Source organism: Pseudomonas sp. PME37.24/025, assembly GCF_055556615.1.
The window spans coordinates 586,303-608,859 of the sequence record NZ_JBVHNK010000002.1; the positions used below are offsets into that span (position 1 = coordinate 586,303).

Below are 22,557 nucleotides of genomic sequence, written 5' to 3' on the forward strand. Positions count from 1 at the left end.
AACAGCATTGCCCTCCCACATTGAGTTTTTATCGTCTGGGATGGCGAGTTGCCAGCAATCTGGTGGGCCCTTGTCTACACTGCTTCACATCGTTGGAGGTAACCCTCGCCAGTGCGCCGGCAAAGGAGTGCGCCATGTCTCCCTGCTTGCAGTTTCGTAGCCCGGCCCGGCAACGGGGAGCGATCGGTTTGATGGCGGTGCTGGCCTTGGGCATGGCCTTGGTGTTCTTGCTGATCGTGGTCGACAGCGGCCGTCTGTACCTGGAAAAACGCAGCTTGCAACGAGTCGCGGATATGGCCGCGCTGGAGGCGGCCACGCGCAACGGTGATTGCGCCACGGGTGCCACCGCTACCGCCTATGCCACCGCCAGTGCAAACCGCAACAATTTCACCCTGCCTGACCCCACGCGCAGCCTGACGGTGGCCTGTGGCGCCTTGACTCTGGACGCCAACAATCTTCGGGTTTTTACGGCTAATCCGAGCAGCAGCGAAGCCATTAGGGTGACCGTCAGCCATTCGATCCTGCAGAGTTTCGCCGGTGGTATTGGTGCCGTGTTCGGCGGCCCTCCAGCCGGTGCGACCCTCAACCTGACAGCGACCGCCGTCGCAGCGTTGCCGCCACCGCTGGCATCGCTGACCATCCGCACGACGGCGCTGAGTATCGATACCAGCAAATCGACCACCCTCAATGGACTGTTCGGTGGTTTGTTGGGTGGCAATCTGAACCTCTCCGTGGCGGGCTGGAACGGTTTGGTGAGCACCAATATCAGCCTGCTCGGTTACCTCGATCGGTTGAAGGTCGACCTCGGCCTCAACGCCGCCGGGTATAGCCAAGTGTTGAGCACTTCGGTGGCCGTCAGTCAGCTGATCCAGACTGCCGTCAATGTGCTGGACCCCGGCGGCACTCTCGGCGCGACGGCGACCATCGTCGGGCTGCAAGCACTCAAGGTTGCCGCTGGCTCAACGACCGTGGTGCTGGGCAATATGCTGCACGTCGAGAACGGCAGCAATATGTCGGCGTTGGCGACGAACGTGAGCGTGTTCAACTTGATTGAAGGCTTCGTGCAACTGGCCAACAAGAAAAACGGTCTGGTGGCAACGCTGCCGATCAATCTGGCAGGGCTGGCGCAAATCACGGCCCGGGTGCAGGTCCTGGAGCCGCCGCAACTCTCCGCGATCGGCAATCCGAAAAACGCTGCGCTGAATCCACTGGGACCCAATCGGATCTACGTGAGAACCGCGCAGGTGCGCACATTGCTGTCGATCGACTTGCCGGCACTCGACGCCATTGTGGCGCTGGTCAATGCGGTGACCGATCTGGCAGGACCGCTGACCAACACCCTCAACGCGTTGCTCAATCTCAACCTGGTGGCGGTGCTCAATTCACTGACCTGTGCCTTGGGCGTGCCCTGCCAGACACCCGACATCAAGCTGTTGCCGGGGCCGATACGGCTCGATGTGGCGCTGGAGGTCGCCAGTGCCAGCAGTTACGTCACGGCCTACAGCTGCGTCAGTAACACCAACAAAACCCTGACCACCAACACCAGTACATCGCTGGTTAACCTGAAAATCGGCCGGATCGATGCGGCCAGCATGTTCGGCAGCAACACCACGCCGCCGACGGTCACGGTGCAGCCGTTGAAGGTGATCGATATCGGGATCAAAACCTGTCGCAGGATTCTCTTTCTGCCCATTACCTGCGATCCGCGTGTGCCCGGCGTCGGTGGCGGCATCGATATCGTTGCCGACACCAGCGTGGCGACGAACGCCAACATTTCCCATATCTATTCCGCACCGCCCGCCACCAGCCTGCCGGAAATCAACCAGCCACCGTTCTACTACTCGTTCACCACCAGCAGCATTGTCAGCAACCTGCTCAACACCCCGCTTAACATTCACGTGGACATGTATGGTCCGTCGGGCAGTCTCGTCAGTGGTCTGGGGACGATCCTGAGCAGCGTCACCACCTTGCTGATCAGCGCGATCAACAGCGTGCTCAGCCCGTTGCTCGACAGCTTGATCAACACCTTGCTGTTAAGCCTAGGGATCGATTTGAACAAGGTCGACGTCGGCGCCAACCTCAGCTGTCACTCGGGGCGCGCGACGCTGGTGATCTGATCGATCGTGACAATCGGCAACTCGATACAAAACCGCGCGCCCTCGGTCGAGTTTCTTACACTCAACTTACCGCCCATGTTTTCGACGATGCCGTAACTCACCGACAACCCGAGCCCGGTGCCGACGCCCACCGGTTTGGTGGTGAAGAACGGTTCGAAAATCCGCTCCAGCAGCCGCGGATCGATACCGCCGCCGTTGTCCTCGACCCACAGTCGCACCGAGTGTTCATCACGTTCGGCGTACACCGAAATCCACGGTTTGAACTCACGGTCGGCTTCGCGTTTACTCAACAATGCATCCCGCGCATTGACCATCAGATTGATCAGCACCTGTTCCAGCTGATCGACGTAGCCGCGCACCTGCACTTCGAATCCGGTCTCGCTGACCCGCAGCTCGACGCCTTTGCCGCGCATGCCTTCAGACAGCAGTGACAGCGTGCCCTCGATGGCCTGAGCCGGATTGAACGGGTGCTGCTCGATCTCCGAACGCCGACCGAATACCCGCATGTGATCCACCACCCGCGCCGCGCGCTGGACTTGCGCGTCGATGCGGTTGAGTTTGTCTGTCAGGTAATCGATTTGCGCATCGCCATTGCTCAGACGCTTGAGCACATTGACGATGGCCATGCGCATCACGTTCAGCGGCTGATTGATTTCATGGGCCAGCCCGGTGGCCATTTCGCCGAGGGTGGCCATTTTCGCGCTCTGGGTGAGCTGTTGCTGGGAGCGCCGGACTTCGGTGTTGTCACGGCCCACGGCTTGAATCTCAAGCAAGCGACCCTGCTCGTCGAACACCCCGCGATCTGACCAGACCCACCAGGCGTGTTCCCGTCCTGGCAGTTGCAGATTGATTTCCGCGGTGCTGACCGGAAACTCCGGGCTCAGGTGACTGAGCCGCTGGAGGAACGCTTCGCGCTGTTCCGGCGACATCCAACTGCCCAGGTTCACTCCCGGCAGCTTCTCGGGCTGGCATTCCAGATAGGTCGCCAGCGGGCGGTTGCCGAAGGTCAGCGTCAGGTCTGGAAGGTAGCGGCAGATCATCGCCGGGGAATCTTCCACCAGGATCCGATAGCGTTCTTCACTCTGTTTTACTTGCTCGGCGGCCAGGGTCGCTTCGGTGACATCCAGCCACAGCCCCACGGCTTCCACCGGCAGCCCGAGATCGTCGCGCAACAGTTTGGCTTCGTCGAGCAGCCAGTGGTAATCGCCGCGACTGTCGCGCAACCGATAACGGGCACGCACTGAACCTTCGCGCAGCAGTTGCCGGGTGCGCTCGAAATAGCTGTCGCGGTCCTCGGGGTGAACCCGTTCCACCAACGCGCCGGCGGCACAATCGGCGAGTGACCAACCGAGTAGCGGCAACAAACTGTCGCTGAAAAATGTCGGTTGCAGCGCACCTTCGACATAGCGCTGCACGTAGATCACCGCCGGTGAACTGGCAATCAGATTGTCCAGCCGGGCATGGGCCGCAGCGGCGTTCTGTTGCTGATTTTTGATGTCGCTGATGTCGAGCATGAAGCCCACCAGCCGCCGGTTTCTGCCGATGCCCAAGGCCTGACCTTGCAGTCGATACCAGATCGGCGTTTGCGCCGCGTCGGGGCGATGCAGGCGCGCGCACAGCAGCAACGGCGCGCCTTCGTCCTGCAAGGTTTGCAGGCGAATCGTCAGCTCTTCACGGTCGGCGGGGTGGATCTGTTCGAGCCAGTCGTGCAGTGGCAAACGAGTGCTCGCAAGGTTCAGCATGCTTGCCAGCGACGGCGCCAATTGCACCTCGGCATCGTCGCTGAAAACCTCCCACCAGCCGGTGCCGAGCAAGGCTTGCAGAGACTCCAGTCGCTCCAGTTGCAGATGGTGCTGATGCTCGCGCAAACGCTCCAGCAGCGGGCCGGCCAGCGCGGCGGTGAGTTGCAACCAATCGCGCTCGCTCAGGTTGGGGGCACGCTCTTGCACCGGGTAGAAACCACAGAGCAACCAGGCCACCACGCCCAGGGCATTGTGGTAAGGCACCGCGAACCCTTCGGCATTGCCGAAGATGCCTTGCAGGCGCGGGTGTTCGCTGGGAATCAGTTGCTGGGGAGCGGAGCCATTCAAACTGTCGAGACCGGTGCCCAGGCGTTGATCGATTTCCCACAACCCGGGGGCATCGAAGGCCGCGTAATGCTGATGGATCAGCCAACCCTCGGCCTGTTCGTCGAGCAAGGCCATGGCGATGCACGGGATCTGAAAACGCTGAGCCAGGCTTTGCAGTTGCTCCGCCAGCACTTCGGGCAAGCGCGTCAGGCTGCACAGGCGCAATTGTTCGCTGATCTGCGCCGCAAGTAATTGGCATTGTTCGCGGCTGCGCGCTTGTCGACGTTCGAGCAGCAGATCGCCGATGTCGATCAACTGCAACAGCCAGTTTTCGCCCAACGGCTGGACCCAGCCACGCAGATGCAGCGGTTGTTCGCCGAGGCTGAAAAAATCCAGGTCCAGACTCTGTCCCTGCCACTCGGCGGGCGCGCCTTCGACCGACAGACCGCTATGGGGCATGAGGTAATCGAGCAGGTGCGGTACCTGTGCGCCGGGGATTTGTTGCGCCAGCAGATGCCGCAGTGGGCCGCTCAGTTGAATCACTCGGCCCTCGTCATTCAGATGCAGCTGCAAACCGACACGTTGCACGCTCGGTGTGTCTGCACTGATCGAGGGCTGTGGCGTTTGGCGGTTGAGCAGGCGCCCGAAAAGCTTGTCCCCGGAACTCAAAATTGCAGGCTCGATCGGGCGGTAAGGGTCGCCGGCAGATTGGGCACCGAGCCGATCCCCGGCAGCACCAGGAACGGCAGGACTTGATTCAGTTTACTGGTGGGGTAGTTGATGGTGACCGTCAGCACGCCACCGATATAGGTGGCGCTGGCGTCGGTGGCCACATTGAAGTTCAGCGCGGCGGGAATCCAGGCCAGTTGCCGGGTCAGTTCGGTGGTCGCTATGTTTCTGACGGCGGTGTCGTAATTGGCGGTGCTCGGGTCCAGCGCCACACTGCGGCGCACCGCTTCGGCTGTTGATTGATTGAACGATTGCATCAGCAACAGCGGCAGGCTGTAACTCACCAGCCCATAAAACACGGCGAAAAAGATGATGAACACCAAAGCGAACTCAATCGCCACGGCACCTTTTTGTTTGCGGGGGAGGCCTGTTTTCATGAGTGCGTCTACCCTGACCATCACGACGTAGTCTCAGCATAGAATCATTCAGCCAAAACGGACGTTTTTTACCGGATGCAGAACCTTGTCCTACTTATCTGGCTGACGCTTTGCGCAGCACAGGATGTCCGAGAGCGGCACATCGCCAATGGCCTGACCCTTGGCGCGGGTGTACTGGCGCTGACGTATCTGTTGTGGACGGGCACCACATGGTTGGGGGCCGAGGCGGTGCAGGGCGGCTGGGCTTTGTTGTTGGCACTGGCCTTCACCTTGCCCGGTTATGCATTGAGACGTCTGGGGGCGGGCGACGTGAAACTGATGGCGACGCTGGGCCTTGCGACGGACGGTATGCACCTGCTCGGCGGCTTCATCGGCGCCGGATTGACCAGTGCATTCTGGCTGCTGCTGGCGCCAAGACTCTGGCTGTATATGGGGCAGGGGCTTAGAGATCGTCTTCGTTACCTGGGACCAGGAACGTCAAAAAAGCAGCCCTTTGCGCCGTTCGTGCTGGTGGGTATGTTGCTCACTCTGGTCTGGATGCATTAGTCGCCGGGCGCCCCCGTTCTATGTACATAGTTGGAAAGTGCGTCTACTTTCAGAACAGTTGTTGTACAGCCTATGGGTAGTGGGTACAGGAACGGTCAGGCCAGACTTGGCATGGAGTGACACGTGAACAAGCTTATCTCGGCAATAAAAGTCCTTGTGGTCGATGACGAACCATTGATTGTCGAAGAACTTTGCGAGTTCATCGAGCGCAATGGTTATCGCTGTATTCCTTGTCAGTCCGGCAAGCAGGCGATCGAGCGTTTCAGTGAGTACGAGGATATCGGCCTGGTGCTCTGTGATTTGCAGATGCCTGACATGGATGGCATTCAGCTCGTCCAGGCGTTACAAAGGTTGTCCGGCAAGCACCGGGCGTTCGAGGCGATCATGCTCACCGGTCGCGCCGACAAGCAGGATGTGATCAAGGCCTTGCGCGCCGGGTTCGCCGACTACTATCAAAAGCCGATTGATCTGGATGAGTTGCTCGAAGGTTTGCAGCGCCAGGAAGTGGTCTTGCAGGAGCGGCAGAAAAACCTGCAGTTGGGGCATTTGAGTCAGAAGCTGCAGTATCTTTGTGAGTCGATCGACGAGCTGTATCAGGATCTGGACAAGGTTCGTCGGGGACCGTCTTCGGCGTCTTTGTCTGATTCGGCTGACGGTGCATTGAGTGAGGTTGAGCGGGTGGAGATGCCGGCGGTTTTCAATCAGCTGTCGCCGCGGCAGTTGGAGGTGGCGCGGTTGGTGGGCAAGGGGCAGACAAATTATCAGATTGCCTGTGAGTTGGGGATTACCGAGAACACGGTGAAGCTTTATGTGTCGCAGGTGTTGCGGTTGACGCATATGCATAATCGCACGCAAGTGGCGTTGGCGTTGTCGCCTGGGAATGCTGGTGTGCGGCGGCTTACTGCGCACTGAGTTTTTCGGCTGTACGCTGTTTCATGGTGTACATATCCATTTCTGCGGTAACGGCGGCTTATGGTTTCGCCCTTACGGCGAGGCACTTTTGGCAAACGCCCCAAAAGTACCCAAAAGGTCTCGCCCCAAGCGTACGGCCCCTCGCTAAGGCTCGGCGTTCCTTCGCTCCGGTATCCATCTGGGGGCATCGCCCTACGGTCTGCTTCGCTACGACCTACATGCGATGGGTTCGACTGCGTCGAACGGCGCTGCGCGCCAATCCCCAGATGAACACCTCCGCTCAGCCTCCCGAAGGGGCGGGCAGATCAAGATCAAAAGCGGCAGGCGAGCTAACGCTCGGCCTGTTGAGTGGTGAGGGGCGGGTGCACGCCGCTCCACTGTGGGAGCGGGCTTGCCCGCGATGGCGGCCTGACCGCCGACCAATCTCTCGCGGGTGTACAACCCCACGTAGGAGCTGCCGAAGGCTGCGATCTTTTGATCTTGGGACCCTGACAGCCAATCAATCCCTCTCAGACATACGCCAACCCACTGTGGGAGCGAGCCTGCTCGCGATGGCGGCCTTACAGACAATGATGTTTATCGATCAGTAAAAACATCAGAACCTTCCCACATGTTTTTCAGGTTGCCCGTCGGACGCTGCGTCTCTAGCCTTTGTTCGTCGCTGACAATTCAGCGTCCGGGCGTCGCGGCTCGATTCTTGAGGCATAATCGCTCCACCGAACAACAGCACTTTTGGGTGTCTGTCGTTTCGTGTCATGGCGACTGTGCGCGGGATACCTTCGGGTATGCCGAGATATGCCTCTGGGATCGGTCCGCGAACCCGCGTACAGCTGCCACCCCAAATTGCGTCGCGGCAATTTGGAAGTGGCTCCATTTCATCCCGGAGGTGTAATCATGTTTAAAGCAACCCCGAATCCCCCAGAAACCGACAACGTTTCCCCTTACGAATCTGCTGATTCCAAAAAATTCCACGAAGCCGCGGACCGCGCGATCGACCACTACCTCAATCCATCCGCCCTCAAATCACCCGTGGCCCGCAAGCCGAGCACGATGTATATGGTCGCGCCTGATATCAAAGATGAAGACCTGTTGGCTCACACCTGTGAATCGTTGGCCCAGGCCAGTGTGATGGCGAGTGATATTGCGGGGTATCTGGAAGGGCCGCACCGGCACACAGTGATGGCGATTCAACAGATCATCATGCTGGCCGAGCTGGCGGTGAATCGAATGCTGGATAACGTCGACGTACCAAAACCCGCGCCACACAGCTGATCCCTGTAGGAGCGAGGCTTGCCCGCGAAGACGGTCCGACATTCAACATGGATGTCGACGGACACACCGCTATCGCGAGCAGGCTCGCTCCCACAATTGAATCGTGTGCATCTGCGAGGGATTGGTCGGCTGTCAGGCCACCTTCGCGGGCAAGCCTCGCTCCTTGTCAATGATGAAAGGCCCGGGCCAAAGCAGTGAAGCTGGGGCCGGCCAGTACGATCAGCAGCGCCGGGAAGAGAAACAACATCATCACGACGGACATTTTCGCGGACATCTTGGAGATGTATTCCTGCAAGCGTGTCAGGCGCCGGTCATCGAGCAGCATTTTGAGCCCCAGCAGTGATTTCATGGCGCCGCCGCCCTGGTGGATCAATTGCTGAAGAATCACGCAGGTGTCGGTGAACTCGTCCACCGCCAGTAACTGGGTGGCCTTGTTCAGTTCTTCGCCAAGCTCCAGACCGGAGTCGACCCGGGTCAGTATCAGGCGCAATTCATGGGTCAGGGCTGGCAGTAATTGTTTGCCTTCGATGCTCAGCACTCGCAGCGACTGCTCCACCGCCATGCCGGATTCGAACAGGATGCGCAGCAGTGGAATGAAGGTCGAAATCTCGATCGCCAGTTGCCTTTGCCGACGGTACGCGGCGGCGGCCAGTAAGCGTTTGGGCAGCAGATAGCCGAGGGCGGTGGCGAAGACCGGGGTGATCCAGTGGTTGTTCACCTGCGGGAAGAACACGCTCTGGATCAACAGACTCAGGGCCAACGCAAGCACCGGTATGCCAATCTGACAGGCAGCGAACAGCGAGCGTTGCCGGGCGCTGCGCCAGCCGAGGCGGTTGAGTAGTGTCTGGGTTTCATTGTCCAGTTTGACCGAGCGCTGGCCGATGCGGCTGTCGCCCAGTACTTGCAACCAGTGACGGACGCGATGGTCGCTCAGCGGTTTGCCGTCCAGTCGTTGAGCCACCTGGCGAGCGCGCCGATGTTGGTCCAGCAGTCCACTGAGCAGCAACAGCGTGGCCGCCAGAAACAATAGTGCGCTGATCAGCAGGGCTATTTTCATACGCTACGCAACATGCGCCACAGCGCCAGGCAACCCACGACCTGCAGGCCGAACGCGGTCGCGAGCATCATTTGCCCCGAGTTGCTGTTCCACATGGCGAGCAGGTATTTCGGATTGGACAGCAAGAAGTAAGCGGCGAGCCCCACGGGCATCAGGGCTAGCACCACTGCGGTGATGCGGGTTTCGCCCGTCATGGCGCGCAGTTGGCGCGCAGCCTGATCTCGTTCACGGACCATTTTGATCAGGTTCTCAAACAGCTCACTGGCATTACCGCCGTAGCGGTGGTTGACCTTCAGGCCCAGCGCGAACAAGCGAAACTCGTCTTTCTCGTACAGTTCGGCGAAGTCCGTGACAGCATCGGGCAGGCTGACGCCCAGGTGCACGTTGCGCTGAACCCGGCCCATGGCGTTTTTCAGCGGATCTTCGGCGGCGTCGATGGCGACCAGCACCGCATCGGCCAGGGTGCGTCCGGATTTCAGACTGCGCACCGTATGATCGAGCAATGACGGCAGTTGTTCGACCATGCGCTTGAGCCGGCGCTGGTAGCACCAACTGATGTACAGCCGCAGAGCCAGGGGTGGCATCAGCAACAACACCAACAAACCGATCCACCTTGCGAGAGCAAACCCCAGCAAGATGCCCAAGGCCCAGAGCAACAGCCACAACCCCAGGCGCTCGGTGGGACGACCGAGGCCGGCGCGTAGAAAGGCCCGTTCCAGGCCAGCCCAGGAAGATTTCGCCACCGCCAGTTGCGGTTGCCCCTGCATCAAGCGACCGAGGGTTCGATCGATGCCGGTCTGGCGCAATCCGTTGTAGAACAAACGGATCGACAAGCCCAGCAATGTCAGGCAAATCAGGATGAGCAGCGCCGGTTTGAGCATGCCGTGATCCTTTAGTGCGATAAGGGAGAGAGCGCCGATTCACGACGCAATTTATCGCCGGCGGGGTTGACCGCCTCGCGCAGAAAACCGAAACCGGTGCGTCGGTCGAAGCGGAACAGCGTATTGGTCACATAGATGTCATCACGAATACCCACGACCTCCACCACTTCGCTGACGCAGCGGCGGCCATCGGGTAGGCGCGTCAGTTGGATCACCACGTCCAGCGCCGCGCAGATCATTTGCCGCAGGGTGCGTTCGGCGATGGTGCGTCCGGTCAGGCCCACCAGGGTCTCCAGGCGCAACAGCGCATCCTGGGCATTGTTGGCGTGCACGGTGCTCATGGAGCCGTCGTGCCCGGTGTTCATCGCGGTGAGCACGTCGACCACTTCGACGCCGCGAATCTCGCCGAGGATGATCCGGTCCGGGCGCATCCGCAGCGCGTTGCGAATCAGGTCGCTGGCCTTCACTTCGCCGTGGCCTTCGGCATTCGGCGGTCGGGTTTCCAGGCGCACCACGTGAGGATGGCCGAGTTGCAGTTCGGCGACGTCTTCGATGGTGACCAAGCGTTCGTGAGGGGCGATCAACTGGCTGAGAATGTTCAGCAATGTGGTCTTGCCGGTGCCGGTACCGCCGCTGACAAGGATGTTGCAACGCTTGCCCACAGCCTCCTGAATAAATTCAAAGATCGCCTGATCGATGGTTTGCATCGCCATCAGATCGGAGCTTTTAAGCATGTCCTTGCGGAATTTTCGAATCGACAGGCACGGGCCATCAAGGGCAATTGGTGGAATGATTGCGTTGACCCGGCTGCCGTCGGGCAGGCGCGCATCGACCATCGGCGAAGACTCGTCGAGCCGTCGGCCCAGGGGCGCAAGAATCCGTTGCATCACTCGCTCGACGTGATGGTCGTCGATGAATCGCAGGTCACTCAGGTGCAACACACCCTCGCGCTCGACGAACACCCGGTGCGGGCCGTTGACCAGGATTTCGGTCACCGTCGAGTCACGCAGCAGCACCTCCAGCGGACCGAAACCGGTGAGCTCGTCGACGATTTCTTCCGCCAGCCGCTCCATCTCGTACCGGGAAATCGCCAGGTGCAGACGGGCGATGTACTCGGCGACTTTGTCGATGACGAACTGCGACAGCATTGGCCGCGAACCTTCCAGCAGGTTTTTCCCGGACTCTTCGATGGCATCGATGATGTAGCGGTGCAGCACCAGTTTCAGGCCTTCGTGGTCGGTATTGCCGGCCGGCCCGTGGGAGGGCGCGCCGAAAAGTTTTTCCCCGCTCATTGCGCGCCCCTCAATCGGTCAAACCAGCCAGCCTTGGGTTTGTCCAGGTCTTCGGAGCGTTTGGCCAGTCGTTCGCCGAGGGCGCGCAGGCTTTGGGTCAGGTTTTCGCGCGGGGCCAGCTCGAACAGGCTCACCCCCTGATTCTTGGCGTTGAGCCGTACTTCCGGGCTGTAGGCAAGGACCGCCATAACCTCCATGCCGAAGCTTTTGCTCAAAGTGTCGGAGTCTGGCGCGACGTTGCGCAGATAGCGGTCCACCAGCAATCTGGCGTGGTCGAGTTTGAGGCCTTTTTCGCGCCAGCGGCTGAGCACTTCAAGGTTGCGTCGGCAGTCGAGCACATTCTGATCGGTGTACCACAGCAACTTGTCGCAATGGCTGACGAAGGTGCGCAACGCTTCGCTGTCTGACTGGCCAGTGAGATTCACCACGATGTGCTGGAAATGTTGACGCAAGGCGCTGAGCAGCATGTACAGCTCGGCGGCACTGGTCTGCTCCAGCGGTTCGTCGTTGCTGGCGTAGGCGAGAATCCGCAGCCCGCCATCACAGGTGGTGAAGGCGCTGTCGATCAGCGTCGCATCGAGGCGCCTCAGATGTCGCAACGCATCGCCAAAATGAAACGAGCTCTCCAGCCCCAGCAATGCAAGGCTGTCGCCACGCGGCAGGCCCAGATCCAGCAACAGTGTCTGCTGACCGCTCTTTTGCACCAAGTGCGCCAGGTGGTTGGCGAGCAACGCTCCGTCGGCATTGCTCTGCGCGCCGTAAAGCACGGTCAGGCCACCCTGTTGACTCTGTTGCAGGTTCGGCGTCACGGTCGGCAGGCGTTTGCTCAGGCGTCGCACCAGGCCGGCAACTTCACTGGAACGTGAGCCATATGAGACGAAATCCCGCGCGCCAGCACGCATGGCATTGAGCACGAGTTGGTTGTCCATGCCGTCGCCCAAGGCAACGATCGCCAGCATCGGTTTTGCTTCTAGGGCACCCTCGATCAACGCGCTCTGGGCCACCACATGTTCACGGTCCAGACCCACGAACACCAGGCTGGCGAAGGTCACGTCCACCAGCGTCAAGAGCTCATCGAGGTTGCCGCCACCGGCGCTGATCACTCGGCCCAAAGGGGCAAGGGCACCTTGCAGCCACTCGAAGTCGGTGCTGTTGCGCGTGATCGCGAGGAACGTCTGACTCAGGTTCTGGGGTTGGCTCATTGCGATAACCCACCGCATTTATCGAAGCAGCCGTTGTCGAGCAAGTACTGCGTGAAACGTCTGCGCATGGAGAAGCGTCCTCGCTCGATTCAGGGCGTTTGTTGGGTGACTTCATTGCCGCGGATGACTTCCACGCTCGTCTTGCGCGGTGCTGCGCTGCCGGTGGCGGGTTTGGGTGTGCCGGCCAGGGCCAGTTGACTGAACTGCACCAGTTCGCGATTGGCACTGGCCAGGCTCGCCTTCGAATCGCGGTTGCCGGCCCAATATTGGTTCAGGCGTTTTTCCTCGGCACTGCGCACGGCCAGGCGCAAAACCCCGACCTGAGCCGCGAGCATCAGGCGACTCAAGAGGGGTTCGGGGACGGCAAGCAAAACGGTGCGGGCGCTGGCGCGCTGCTGTTCCTGCTTGAGTCTTTCTTCGGTGCTGCGCGCCGGGTTGGCAGGCTGCCCATCGTTCATCAGCCCCAACTGGTCGCCGACACCGAGCACCCGCAACGCCGGGACCACGACCTGGGCCGATTGCTGGAGGTTGTTGGTGTCCATGCGCAGAAACAGCAGGACATCGACATAGTCGCCTGGGCTCAGTTGACCGCCGACATTGACCACGTCATCCGCCGCCACAGCGAGGGCGCGCTCATCGGGGCGGATCATTCGCGCCAGCGCCCCGCCGGTTTCGAAACTTTCATCATTGAGCCAACTGCCGGCAGTCAGCATGCGCCAAGGCGTACGGCCAATGGCTTGATCGAGACGGGACAGGCTGCCGGCCGGAGCGGTACGGAGCTTTTCCAGGGTCACGTCGGCGGTGGTGATTTGTTCGAACGGTGCTATGTCACGCAGCAGCACAACCACCGGTTGGCGAGTCGGGTCGTCCACCGACGCCAGTATCGGGGCCGATGTGCCGGGTTGCGCGACGGATTCGGGTGCCGGTTGGCGACTCAGCGCCAGCCCCCAGTAACCGGCAATGATGGCGCCTACCAGAAACAGCCCGGCCAGGCCCATGGTGACGCGACTGTTCATGAAGGCTCTCCCTTTCCTGCTGCGTAACGCCCCCCAAGAGTTCTAACGAGATGACTTCGCAATCAGGCAGCTATGAACATCGAACTATTTCGCTATTTGACGGTAGCGCAGGTAGAGCAAAACGCCATTACAGGGCGGGAAATATCTGACAAAAGTAACGGTTTGAAGCCAAAAGCGCTGTTTGGTGGCGATTACTACTTAAGTATTAATAGGTTCTTACAGTTGTTGGTCTTGGGTTTGCCGACAATGCTGATGCTGGCATAGGGGAATCATGTTGCGGCCGTGCAACACCCGATGCCACGGGAGACACGTCATGTCCATTACTAAAGTTATTCAGAAGATCAAAACTGAAATCATTTTGTTCAAACATCTGGCTAAAGATACGGAGGGTGCGTCGGGTATCGAATACGCGATTATTGCGGGCATGGCAGCGGTTGCGTTGGCGGTATTCATGACGCCTATCTCGGGTGCGATAACCGACATTTTTACCGTGATCAAGGATGCGCTGGTGCCTCCTGCTTGATGCCGACAGCTTGCTAACCTGCCAGGGCGGTTCTAACGTCAACGCTTAGTCCATTGCAGGTGGTTTACCCATGAATGCTCCCGCGCTGCCACGCCAACAGCTGCTTCTGGTCGATGATGAGGAGGATGCGTTACTGGAACTGGCCGAGTTGTTGGAGGGCGAGGGCTTTACTTGTTTTACGGCAACGTCGGTCAAACTCGCCCTTCATCATTTGACTTGTCATCCTGATATTGCGCTGGTGATTACTGATTTGCGGATGCCGGAGGAGAGTGGCATGTCGTTGATCAAGCGGTTGCGTGAGCATACGGCTCGTCAGCATTTGCCGGTGATTGTGACGTCGGGGCATGCGGATATGGATGATGTGAGTGATATGTTGCGGTTGCAGGTGCTGGATTTGTTTCGCAAGCCGATTTATCACGTGCGGTTGTTGGAGACGTTGAATAATTTGTTTCCTGGGGTGGTTAGTTCCTGATCTTGGTTTGTGGTGTACATATCCATTTCTGCGGTAACGGCGGCTTATGGTTTCGCCCTTACGGCGAGTCCCTTTTGGCAAACGCCCCAAAAGGAACCAAAAGGTCTCGCCCCAAGCGTCCGGCCCCTCGCTAAGGCTCGGCGTTCCTTCGCTCCGGTATCCATCTGGGGGCATCGCCCTACGGTTGGCTTCGCTTCAACCTACATGCGATGGGTTCGACTGCGTCGAACGGCGCTGCGCGCCAATCCCCAGATGAACACCTCCACTCAGCCTCCCGAAGGGGCGGGCAAATCAAGATCAAGAGCGGCAGGCGAGCTAACGCTCGGCCTGTTGAGTGGTTAAGGCGGGTGTACGCCGCTCTACTGTGGGAGCGGGCTTGCCCGCGAAGGCAATCTCGCAGGCGCTGGGCAATTGCAGCGCCGAACTCACGCAACAGGCCGCCACTGCCCCACCATATGCTCAATCTCCCCCGCCCCCATCAACTGAAAATCCCCACTGGACCCCGCCGCGCTGGACATCAGCGTCACTTCACTGGGAAGGCGCACCGGTTTTCTGAACTGCACCGCAATCTCGACGTTTGCTGTCGGCAAATGATCGGTCAGGGCTGCCAGCGTACGTGCCTTGTTCCACAGGCCATGGGCGATGGCGCTAGGGAAACCGAAGAGCTTCGCGCTGATCGCACTCAGGTGGATCGGGTTGTAGTCCCCGGACACCTTGGCGTATCGGCGGCCAATGTCCGAGGGTGCTTTCCAGTGGGCCACTTCGGTCAGCGACAGCGTTGATGCAAACGCTTCCTCGACAGGCTCGCCTTCCAGTTTGACGCCGCGACAGAGCATCTGGCTTTCAGCCTCCCACAGCGGCCCCAACTGATCGTCGAGTGTCGTCACCAAATCGAACGTCGCCCCTTTGGCATGAGGTTGCAGGTTCTGCACTTTCACGCTGACCCGCACCCGGTGTACGCCGCCCATGGGGCGCAAGATGCGGATGCGATTGCTCAAGTGAATCAGCCCCAGCAGCGGGAACGGAAACGCTTTGGCCGTGAGCAATTGCATCTGCAAGGCAAACGCCAGGATGTGTGGATACGTCGGTGGTAGCAGGCCGTTGTCGGCGAAACCACAGACCTTGCGATAAGCCTCCAGGCGTTTCGGATCGACATTGACCCAGCAGTGATAACCCAAGTCAGGCAGCGTGGTACCGGTGATTTTGCGGCGCGTTGCCGCTTTCACATACAGCGTTTTCAGGCCCGGTTCGCTATTGAGTGTGTGCCAGTCGGTGGTCATGGTCAGGCTCCCAAAACGCTTTGCCCACAAATGCGCAACGCTTGCCCGGTAAATGCTCCGGTGCCCGGTTGTGCCAGCCAGGCCACGGCTTCGGCGACGTCTTGTGGCAGGCCGCCCTGGCCCAGCGAACTCAAGCGTCGCCCGGCTTCGCGTACGCCGAAGGGCAGGTGCGCGGTCATTTGGGTTTCGATGAATCCTGGTGCCACGGCATTGATGCTGATGCCGCGCTGAACCAGCAGCGGCGCCCAGGCTTGGGCCAGGCCGATCAACCCGGCCTTGCTCGCGGCATAGTTGGTTTGCCCGCGATTGCCGGCGATGCCGCTGATGGACGCCAGCAGGATCACTCGGCCGTTGTCGCGCAAGGTGCCGCTGTCGAGCAAAGCCTTGGTCAGCACTTGCGGCGCGTTGAGGTTGACCGCCAGCACCGCGTCCCAGAATTCCGGGGGCATGTTGGCCAGGGTTTTGTCCCGCGTGATCCCTGCGTTGTGAACCACGATGTCGATGCCGTCGGGCAAGTGTTCAATCAATTGTGCAGCGGCATCTTCGGCGCAGATGTCCAGCGTGATACCGCGCCCGCCGAGGCGTGCGGCCAGGGCCTCGAGATCATTCTTGGCAGGTGGCACGTCGAGCAGGATCACCTCGGCGCCGTCGCGAGCCAGGGTTTCGGCGATCGAGGCGCCGATGCCGCGGGCAGCGCCCGTCACCAGAGCCTTGCGTCCTGACAAGGGACGACTCCAGTCCATCACCTGCGCCTCACACGCCTTCAAGCGAATGACTTGCCCGGAAATGAACGCGCTTTTGGGCGAGAGGAAAAACCGCAATGGGCCTTCCAGTTGATCTTCGGCACCTTCGCCGACATAGATCAGCTGCAAAGTACCGCCGCTGCGCAGTTCCTTGGCCAGCGAACGGCTGAAACCTTCCAACGCACGCTGTGCGCTGGCGGCGAACGGGTCGCTCAAGGTCTCCGGCGCCCGGCCAAGAATCACCAGGTGCGCATGGTGATCGAGATTTTTCATCAGCGGCTGGAAAAACTCGCGTAGCTTTTTCAGCTGATCGACCTGTACCAGATCACTGGCGTCGAACACCACGGCTTTGAGTTTCTGACCGTGGCCGGGAATCCACTCGGTGGCCACGGTCGGATCGGTGCCGTAGCTGTAAATCGTGTCGGTCAGGCGGTTGGCGAGCGTGCTGACTTTTTCCGCCAACGGGCCACCGCCAATCAACAGCGCCCCCTCGATAGGCCGCAGCCGACCTGCTTGCCAGCGTTCCAGTCGTACCGGCGACGGCAGACCCAGGGCACCGACCACACGATGGCCGATGGACGAATTGGCGAAGTCGATATAACGGTCAGACATGAATCACGCTCCAGCAGCTGGGGTTAAAAGTGTGGACCAGGAATGGCAATTAGTCGTTCGATCCACGAGATACGGCCTACGCTTGAGGATTGTAGTCACCACAGAATAGGGAGCTTTTCATGACTCAGCTGCGCCGCGTCGCGATTATCGGTGGTAACCGTATCCCCTTTGCCCGGTCTAACGGGCCGTACGCCACTGCCAGTAACCAGGCGATGTTCACCGCAGCGCTGGAAGGCCTGATCGAGCGCTATAACCTGCACGGTGTGCGCATGGGTGAAGTGGCGGCTGGTGCGCTGCTCAAGTATTTGCGCGATTACGGCCTGACCCGCGAATGCGTGCTGGGCTCGCGGTTGTCGCCGATGACGCCGGCCTACGACATCCAGCAAGCCTGCGGCACGGGGCTGGAGGCGACGTTGTTGGTGGCGAACAAAATTGCCCTGGGTCAGATCGAATGTGGCATTGCCGGCGGCGTCGACACAGCCTCGGACGTGCCGATCGGGGTCAACGAAAGCCTTCGAAAGATCCTCTTGCAGGCCAACCGCGCCCGAAGCACCGCTGACAAACTGAAAACCTTCCTGCAACTTCGTCCCCGCCACTTGATGCCCGACTTTCCAAGTATCGGCGAGCCGCGTACCGGCCGGTCGATGGGCGAACACTGTGAAATGATGGCCCAAACCTGGAGCATCCCGCGTGACGAGCAGGATCAGCTGACCCAGGAAAGCCATCAGAAGCTGGCTGCGTCCTATGCCGAAGGCTGGCACAACGATTTGATGACGCCGTTCCTCGGCCTGACCCGGGACAACAACTTGCGCCCGGATCTGACCCTGGAAAAACTCGCCTCACTGAAACCGGCCTTCGAAAAAAGCGCCAAGGGCACCCTGACCGCGGGCAATTCCACGCCACTCACCGATGGTGCGTCGGTAGTGTTGCTGGGCAGTGAAGAATGGGCGAAAGAGCGCGGCTTGCCGATCCTCGCCTATTGGCGTGACGGCGAAGCGGCCGCGGTGGATTTCGTCAACGGTGCCGAAGGGCTGCTGATGGCGCCGGCTTATGCGGTGCCGCGGTTACTGGCGCGCAATGGCCTGACCTTGCAGGACTTCGATTACTACGAAATCCACGAAGCGTTCGCCGCGCAAGTGCTGTGCACATTGAAGGCCTGGGAAGATCCGGAGTATTGCAAAACCCGACTCGGCCTTGATGCGCCGCTGGGCTCCATCGACCGCAGCCGCCTCAACGTCAAGGGCAGCTCACTGGCCGCCGGGCATCCATTCGCCGCCACCGGTGCGCGCATCGTCGCTAACCTGGCGAAGCTGCTGGACGCGGCGGGCAAGGGCCGAGGCTTGATCTCGATCTGCGCCGCCGGCGGTCAGGGCGTGACGGCGATTATCGAGCGCTGATTGCTGATCATTGGGGGTTGAGCACTGCCGCGCGTTGCTGCGCGGCCAGTTCCCGGTTGCGGTTGGCGTAACCCTCGGCCATCACCGAGCAGACGATCAGCTGCAACGGGTGATAGATCATGATCGGCAGCAGGATCAAGCCAAGGCCGGGGTTGGCGCCGAAGATCAGCGCCGCCATCGGCGCACCGGCCGCCAGGGATTTCTTGCTGGCGCAGAACACCGCGGCAATCTCATCGGCAGGGCTGAACTTCAGCGCGCGAGCGGTGCGAGTGGTCATCCACAGGATGATTGCCAGTAAAATCGCACTGCCGATCAGTGCAGTGAGAATCACGCTGTTGCCCTGTTGCTGCCACATCCCCGACACCATCGAGTTGCAGAACGCCGAGTACACCAGCAGCAGAATCACCAGTTTGTCGGCAATGTTGGTGTAGCGCTTGTGCCGAGCGAAAAACTTGCCCAGTAACGGCCGCAGCAATTGCCCGAGCACCAGCGGCAATAGCAGCATGGCGCACAAGTCGAGCAGGGTTGAACCTAGATCGATACCACCAGCGCCGCTGCCGACCACGAGACTCACCAGCAACGGTGTCAGAAAAATCCCCAGCACGCTGGACAGGCTCGCGTTGAGAATCGCTGCCGGTACGTTGCCGCCCGCGCTGCCGGTCAGCGCCACGGACGAGGAAATAGTCGAGGGCAGGGCGCAGAGGTAGAGGAAGCCGAGCATCAGCAGCGACGGAATGTGCGAACCCAGCAGTTTGTCGCTCACCAGCCAGATCAACGGAAACACCGCGAAGGTGAAGGCCTGAACCATCACGTGCAGCTTCCAGTTTTTCAGCCCGTGGCGGATCTGCTCACTGGAGAGATTGACCCCGTGCAGGAAGAACACCAGAAACACGCCGACGTTGATCACATATTCCGCGTGCATCCCGCCGCCGGTGGCGCCGAAGGTCGGGAAGAAATACGCCAGCAGCGTAGCGATCAGCATGCCGCACAAGAACCAGTCGGTGACCACGCGTTTGAGGTGTTTGAAGGCATGCATGATGGGCACCGAATACGTTTGTAAGAATTGATGACTTAGCCTAACGTCGGCCTCATCAGCCGTCTTGCGACATAAGGCCAATCAATGCCGACTAACGGACAACTTTCCCTCGAACGCACGATCCCGGCGCTGACGACGTTGCCGCGCCCGTTGTATGCGAGGGCGGAAAGTCTGAACGCCGGTTCCTGGACGCCGCCTCATCGTCACGATTGGGTGCAGTTTTCCTACGCCATCAGCGGCGTTCTCGGTGTGCACACCGCCGAGGGCAGTTTCTTTGCGCCGCCGCAGTGGGGCATCTGGATTCCGGCGGATCTCGAGCATCAGGTCGTGACTTCGATGCGTGCCGAGATGCGCAGCCTGTATGTGCGTCGCGAGGACTGCCAATGGGCGGACGGGCGTTGCCGGGTGCTGGAAGTCACGCCATTGGCGCGGGAACTGATCAAGCGCTTTTGCTCGTTGCCGGTGGAGTATCCACAGGGCGACAGCCAGGAGGCGCGATTGGTGGGCGTGCTGCTGGATCAGTTGGCGAGTCTGCCGGAGGTGGGGTTTTCCCTGCCGCTGCCCCGGCATGAACGGTTGTTGGGCTTGTGCAACGAGTTGATCGACAGCCCTGAGCGCAATGCGACCTTGCAGGAGTGGGCCGAGCGTTTGGGCACGTCGGAGAAGACCTTGATGCGCTTGTTCCAGCGTGAAACCGGCTTGAGCTTCCGTGGCTGGCGACAGCGCATGCGGCTGCTGTCGTCGCTGAGTTTGCTGGAGGAGGGGAGCAGCGTGACCCATGCCGCGCTGTCTTGCGGGTATGACTCGACGTCGGCGTTTATTGCGGCGTTCAAGGGGTTGTTCGGGTTTACCCCGGGGGAGTTGTTCAGGCAGTGACGGCCCCATCGCGGGCAAGCCCGCTCCCACAGGATTTTGCACTGTCCCTGTGGGAGCGGGCTTGCCCGCGATTGGCCGCGAAGCGGCCACCGAGTTGTTGGATCAGGTTCTGAACCGTCGAACCAACCCGTCCAGCTCATTCGACAGCCCCGCCAGGCTCTGAGAATCCAGCCGTGCCGAGTTCGCCAGTTCCGCCACCAACTGCGCATCGCCATGAATCTGGCTGATGTGGCGATTGATGTCTTCCGCCACTTGATGCTGTTCCTCAGCCGCCGTGGCGATCTGAGTGTTCATGTCGCGAATCACATCCACCGACTCACGAATCTGCCCGAAGCTGCTGCGCGCTTCGCCGATACGGGTCACCGATTGCTGAGACACTTCCAGGCTCGCATGCATCTGCTGCGTCACCTGGCTGGTGCGCTTGGCCAGGTTGCCTAGCAGCCCGTCGATTTCTGCCGTGGAGTCGGCAGTCCGTTTGGCCAGAGCGCGAACTTCATCCGCCACTACCGCAAAACCACGACCCTGTTCACCCGCCCGGGCCGCTTCGATGGCGGCGTTCAGCGCCAGCAGGTTGGTCTGTTCGGCGATGGAACGAATGGTCCCGAGGATCGACTGAATGTCGTTGCTATCGCGCTCAAGCTGTTGCATCGATTGCGCCGACTGTTCGATTTCCTGGCTCAAGCGATCAACACTGCTCACTGCGGCATCGATCTGCTGCTGACCTTCGCGTGCCTGGCGCTGACCGCTGTCGGCCGACTCGGCGGCCTGGCTGCAGGAGCGTGCGACTTCGTTGGCGGTGGCGACCATTTCGTGGAACGCCGTGGACACCATGTCCACCGCTTCACGCTGGCGTCCGGCGGCTTCGGCCATGTCGCTGGACACTTGTGTCGAACTCTGGGAGGTGGCGAGGATTTTGGTCGCGGCGCCGCCGATGCTTTGGATCAGGTTGCGAATCGCCGCCAGAAACTGGTTGAACCAGTTGGCCAATTGAGCCGTTTCGTCGCTGCCACGGATGTGCAGGTTCTTGGTCAGGTCGCCTTCACCCTGGGCGATGCCTTCCAGACCGCTGGCCACGCTGCGGATCGGTCGCACGATCAGGCTGGCGAAACTGGCGCCGACAATGGCGAAGAACACCGCCAGTACCGCCGCGATGATCGCGATCAGCCAGGTCAGTTGAGTGGCCGAGCTCATCACGTCGGTCTGCTTGATCAGGCCGATAAAGGTCCAGCCCAGTTGCTCCGACGGCCAGACATTGGCCATGTAGCGTTCACCATTGAGCTCGACTTCCACCAGCCCTTTGCCGGCCTTGGCGAGTTGTGCGTAGCCGTCGCCGAGGCTATTGAGCGCTTTGAAGTTGTGTTCCGGTTGCTTCGGATCGACCAGGATTGTGCCGGTGTTTTCCACCAGCATCAGGTAGCCGGTTTCGCCGAGTTTGATCTGTTTGACGATTTCGGTGAGCTGCTTGAGCGTCACGTCGATACTGACCACGCCGCCATTGCTACCCAATTTATTGTCGATGGTGCGCACGGTGCTGACGTAAGTCGCGTCATCCTGGGCCCAGTAATAGGCCTCGGTGCGAAAGGGCTTGCCGGGTTTGGCCTGCGCGGCTTTGTACCAGGGGCGCTGGCGCGGATCGTAATTGCTCAGCTTCGCATCGTCCGGCCAGGACACGTAACCGCCCGCCGCAGTACCGAGGATGGCATAGGCGTAGGCCGGGTGGCTGTTGCCCAGGTCCTGGAGGAGGGCGAAGACTTTTTTGTCCGACTCGCCTTGGGGAATGCTCTGGGCGTTGGCGCTCATGTAGGTCTTGAGGCTGTCGTCGGAGTTCTTGATCAGCGGTTGGGTGGCCAGGTAATCGACGTTCTGGCTGATGCCGTCAAAGAACAGCTGCATGGCGTTGCTGACCTGACGAATCTCGCGGCCGCTGCCGTCGACAAAATTATCCTTGGCATCGCTGCGCAAGTTCAGCACCACGAGGGTGGCGACCAGCACCACGGGCAAGCAGGCAATGATTGCAAACGCCCAGGTCAACTTCTGTTTGATGTTCATCCGCGCTCCAGTTTTTTCTTGTAGGCCCACGCAGTGCAGATGACTCGCGGATTATTGGCAGCCGAAAACGTTAGATACCCCGATCCTTGAGTGCGCCCT

The 22,557-nt window shown here is 60.2% G+C and carries 20 protein-coding genes and 1 pseudogene; 9 read left to right on the plus strand and 12 right to left on the minus strand.

Going from position 1 to position 22,557, the window contains the following annotated elements; translation table 11 throughout:
• Positions 1 to 134 precede the first annotated feature (134 nt).
• On the plus strand, positions 135 to 2,117 hold the full coding sequence (locus tag ACZ3HH_RS05775) for a TadG family pilus assembly protein (protein ID WP_465803318.1): 1,983 nt from the start codon (positions 135 to 137) through the stop codon (positions 2,115 to 2,117).
• Here ACZ3HH_RS05775 and ACZ3HH_RS05780 read toward each other — a convergent pair.
• Both ACZ3HH_RS05780 and ACZ3HH_RS05785 read right to left on the minus strand, forming a co-directional pair.
• Positions 2,087 to 4,855 carry a PAS domain-containing sensor histidine kinase gene (locus ACZ3HH_RS05780; RefSeq protein ID WP_465803319.1) on the minus strand — a complete coding sequence of 923 codons (2,769 nt, stop codon included), beginning with the start codon at positions 4,853 to 4,855 and terminating at the stop codon, positions 2,087 to 2,089. The two genes, ACZ3HH_RS05775 and ACZ3HH_RS05780, sit on opposite strands and share 31 nt — an antisense overlap.
• Positions 4,852 to 5,292 carry a TadE/TadG family type IV pilus assembly protein gene (locus tag ACZ3HH_RS05785; protein ID WP_007907464.1) on the minus strand — a complete coding sequence of 147 codons (441 nt, stop codon included), beginning with the start codon at positions 5,290 to 5,292 and terminating at the stop codon, positions 4,852 to 4,854. The genes ACZ3HH_RS05780 and ACZ3HH_RS05785 overlap by 4 nt, the downstream gene beginning before the upstream one ends.
• A 75-nt stretch (positions 5,293 to 5,367) precedes the next feature.
• On the opposite strand from ACZ3HH_RS05785, the gene ACZ3HH_RS05790 reads away from it, so the two are divergent.
• The 3 genes from ACZ3HH_RS05790 to ACZ3HH_RS05800 all read left to right on the plus strand — a co-directional run bounded on the left by ACZ3HH_RS05790 (position 5,368) and on the right by ACZ3HH_RS05800 (position 8,022).
• Complete coding sequence (locus tag ACZ3HH_RS05790) at positions 5,368 to 5,838, plus strand: prepilin peptidase (RefSeq protein WP_465803322.1); 471 nt, start codon at positions 5,368 to 5,370, stop codon at positions 5,836 to 5,838.
• Between the two features lie 123 nt (positions 5,839 to 5,961).
• On the plus strand, positions 5,962 to 6,750 hold the full coding sequence (locus ACZ3HH_RS05795; protein ID WP_465803324.1) for a response regulator: 789 nt from the start codon (positions 5,962 to 5,964) through the stop codon (positions 6,748 to 6,750).
• A gap of 894 nt (positions 6,751 to 7,644) precedes the next feature.
• Positions 7,645 to 8,022: a DUF6124 family protein gene (locus tag ACZ3HH_RS05800; protein WP_465803326.1), complete on the plus strand. Its 378-nt coding sequence runs from the start codon at positions 7,645 to 7,647 to the stop codon at positions 8,020 to 8,022.
• 166 nt (positions 8,023 to 8,188) lie between these two features.
• Here the strand turns inward: ACZ3HH_RS05800 and ACZ3HH_RS05805 are convergent, their stop codons facing one another.
• The 5 genes from ACZ3HH_RS05805 to cpaB all read right to left on the minus strand — a co-directional run bounded on the left by ACZ3HH_RS05805 (position 8,189) and on the right by cpaB (position 13,470).
• Entirely contained in the window at positions 8,189 to 9,079 is an 891-nt protein-coding gene (locus ACZ3HH_RS05805; protein WP_465803328.1) for a type II secretion system F family protein, read from the minus strand.
• Entirely contained in the window at positions 9,076 to 9,960 is an 885-nt protein-coding gene (locus ACZ3HH_RS05810) for a type II secretion system F family protein (protein ID WP_465803329.1), read from the minus strand. Before ACZ3HH_RS05810 ends, ACZ3HH_RS05805 begins: the two co-directional genes overlap by 4 nt.
• Before the next feature lie 11 nt (positions 9,961 to 9,971).
• On the minus strand, positions 9,972 to 11,252 hold the full coding sequence (locus tag ACZ3HH_RS05815; RefSeq protein WP_465803331.1) for a CpaF family protein: 1,281 nt from the start codon (positions 11,250 to 11,252) through the stop codon (positions 9,972 to 9,974).
• Positions 11,249 to 12,454, minus strand: coding sequence for an AAA family ATPase (locus ACZ3HH_RS05820; RefSeq protein ID WP_465803332.1), 1,206 nt, complete (start codon positions 12,452 to 12,454; stop codon positions 11,249 to 11,251). Before ACZ3HH_RS05820 ends, ACZ3HH_RS05815 begins: the two co-directional genes overlap by 4 nt.
• A gap of 89 nt (positions 12,455 to 12,543) precedes the next feature.
• The gene (cpaB, locus tag ACZ3HH_RS05825) at positions 12,544 to 13,470 is read right to left on the minus strand and encodes a Flp pilus assembly protein CpaB (protein ID WP_465803334.1); all 927 of its coding nucleotides are present in this window, start codon (positions 13,468 to 13,470) and stop codon (positions 12,544 to 12,546) included.
• 72 nt (positions 13,471 to 13,542) lie between these two features.
• On the opposite strand from cpaB, the gene ACZ3HH_RS05830 reads away from it, so the two are divergent.
• From ACZ3HH_RS05830 to ACZ3HH_RS05840, 3 genes are all read left to right on the plus strand, one after another.
• Positions 13,543 to 13,734 carry a hypothetical protein gene (locus ACZ3HH_RS05830; RefSeq protein WP_465803336.1) on the plus strand — a complete coding sequence of 64 codons (192 nt, stop codon included), beginning with the start codon at positions 13,543 to 13,545 and terminating at the stop codon, positions 13,732 to 13,734.
• A gap of 49 nt (positions 13,735 to 13,783) precedes the next feature.
• Entirely contained in the window at positions 13,784 to 13,993 is a 210-nt protein-coding gene (locus ACZ3HH_RS05835) for a Flp family type IVb pilin (protein ID WP_465803337.1), read from the plus strand.
• A gap of 70 nt (positions 13,994 to 14,063) precedes the next feature.
• Positions 14,064 to 14,465, plus strand: a complete 402-nt coding sequence (locus ACZ3HH_RS05840; protein WP_048396195.1) for a response regulator — start codon at positions 14,064 to 14,066, stop codon at positions 14,463 to 14,465.
• Positions 14,466 to 14,890: 425 nt separating this feature from the next.
• On the opposite strand, the gene ACZ3HH_RS05845 is transcribed toward ACZ3HH_RS05840, so the two are convergent.
• Both ACZ3HH_RS05845 and ACZ3HH_RS05850 read right to left on the minus strand, forming a co-directional pair.
• On the minus strand, positions 14,891 to 15,745 hold the full coding sequence (locus ACZ3HH_RS05845; protein ID WP_465803339.1) for a MaoC family dehydratase: 855 nt from the start codon (positions 15,743 to 15,745) through the stop codon (positions 14,891 to 14,893).
• A gap of 2 nt (positions 15,746 to 15,747) precedes the next feature.
• Complete coding sequence (locus tag ACZ3HH_RS05850; protein ID WP_465803341.1) at positions 15,748 to 17,100, minus strand: 3-oxoacyl-ACP reductase; 1,353 nt, start codon at positions 17,098 to 17,100, stop codon at positions 15,748 to 15,750.
• 119 nt (positions 17,101 to 17,219) lie between these two features.
• Between ACZ3HH_RS05850 and ACZ3HH_RS05855 the strand changes: the two genes are divergently transcribed.
• Positions 17,220 to 18,497, plus strand: coding sequence for an acetyl-CoA C-acetyltransferase (locus ACZ3HH_RS05855; RefSeq protein WP_465803343.1), 1,278 nt, complete (start codon positions 17,220 to 17,222; stop codon positions 18,495 to 18,497).
• Between the two features lie 7 nt (positions 18,498 to 18,504).
• On the opposite strand, the gene ACZ3HH_RS05860 is transcribed toward ACZ3HH_RS05855, so the two are convergent.
• The gene (locus tag ACZ3HH_RS05860; RefSeq protein WP_465803344.1) at positions 18,505 to 19,533 is read right to left on the minus strand and encodes a bile acid:sodium symporter family protein; all 1,029 of its coding nucleotides are present in this window, start codon (positions 19,531 to 19,533) and stop codon (positions 18,505 to 18,507) included.
• Positions 19,534 to 19,617: 84 nt separating this feature from the next.
• Between ACZ3HH_RS05860 and ACZ3HH_RS05865 the strand changes: the two genes are divergently transcribed.
• Positions 19,618 to 20,409: an AraC family transcriptional regulator gene (locus tag ACZ3HH_RS05865; RefSeq protein ID WP_465803346.1), complete on the plus strand. Its 792-nt coding sequence runs from the start codon at positions 19,618 to 19,620 to the stop codon at positions 20,407 to 20,409.
• Positions 20,410 to 20,511: 102 nt separating this feature from the next.
• Here ACZ3HH_RS05865 and ACZ3HH_RS05870 read toward each other — a convergent pair whose 3' ends face one another.
• Complete coding sequence (locus tag ACZ3HH_RS05870; RefSeq protein ID WP_370694472.1) at positions 20,512 to 21,279, minus strand: methyl-accepting chemotaxis protein; 768 nt, start codon at positions 21,277 to 21,279, stop codon at positions 20,512 to 20,514.
• A 90-nt stretch (positions 21,280 to 21,369) separates the two neighbouring features.
• Positions 21,370 to 22,458 (minus strand): annotated as a pseudogene (locus tag ACZ3HH_RS05875) (cache domain-containing protein); the annotation flags it as partial.
• Positions 22,459 to 22,557 lie beyond the last annotated feature (99 nt).